1 protein-coding gene is annotated in these 1,019 nt (G+C 54.3%); it reads left to right on the top strand.

The genetic code is table 11. The annotated features are described in order from the left end of the window. Nucleotides 1–1,019 (top strand): elongation factor Tu (tuf, locus tag J4614_RS21865; protein ID WP_001543627.1); only part of this gene is annotated, 1,019 nt, incomplete at both ends.

The raw sequence follows: 1,019 nt of genomic DNA, 5'->3' as shown, positions 1-1,019 counted from the left end.
CCGGAAGAAAAAGCGCGTGGTATCACCATCAACACTTCTCACGTTGAATACGATACCCCGACCCGCCACTACGCACACGTAGACTGCCCGGGGCACGCCGACTATGTTAAAAACATGATCACCGGTGCTGCTCAGATGGACGGCGCGATCCTGGTTGTTGCTGCGACTGACGGCCCGATGCCGCAGACCCGTGAGCACATCCTGCTGGGTCGTCAGGTAGGCGTTCCGTACATCATCGTGTTCCTGAACAAATGCGACATGGTTGATGACGAAGAGCTGCTGGAACTGGTTGAAATGGAAGTTCGTGAACTTCTGTCTCAGTACGACTTCCCGGGCGACGACACTCCGATCGTTCGTGGTTCTGCTCTGAAAGCGCTGGAAGGCGACGCAGAGTGGGAAGCGAAAATCATCGAACTGGCTGGCTTCCTGGATTCTTACATCCCGGAACCAGAGCGTGCGATTGACAAGCCGTTCCTGCTGCCGATCGAAGACGTATTCTCCATCTCCGGTCGTGGTACCGTTGTTACCGGTCGTGTAGAACGCGGTATCATCAAAGTGGGCGAAGAAGTTGAAATCGTTGGTATCAAAGAGACTCAGAAGTCTACCTGTACTGGCGTTGAAATGTTCCGCAAACTGCTGGACGAAGGCCGTGCCGGTGAGAACGTAGGTGTTCTGCTGCGTGGTATCAAACGTGAAGAAATCGAACGTGGTCAGGTACTGGCTAAGCCGGGCACCATCAAGCCGCACACCAAGTTCGAATCTGAAGTGTACATTCTGTCCAAAGATGAAGGCGGCCGTCATACTCCGTTCTTCAAAGGCTACCGTCCGCAGTTCTACTTCCGTACTACTGACGTGACTGGTACCATCGAACTGCCGGAAGGCGTAGAGATGGTAATGCCGGGCGACAACATCAAAATGGTTGTTACCCTGATCCACCCGATCGCAATGGACGACGGTCTGCGTTTCGCAATCCGTGAAGGCGGCCGTACCGTTGGCGCGGGCGTTGTTGCTAAAGTTCT

The organism is Salmonella sp. 32031103-2018-00083-FB-01-SM-01 (genome assembly GCF_017571995.1).
Lineage (GTDB): Bacteria > Pseudomonadota > Gammaproteobacteria > Enterobacterales > Enterobacteriaceae > Salmonella > Salmonella enterica.
Note: the sequence above shows the minus strand (reverse complement) of the source record. Positions and strands in the feature narration are given on the sequence as shown.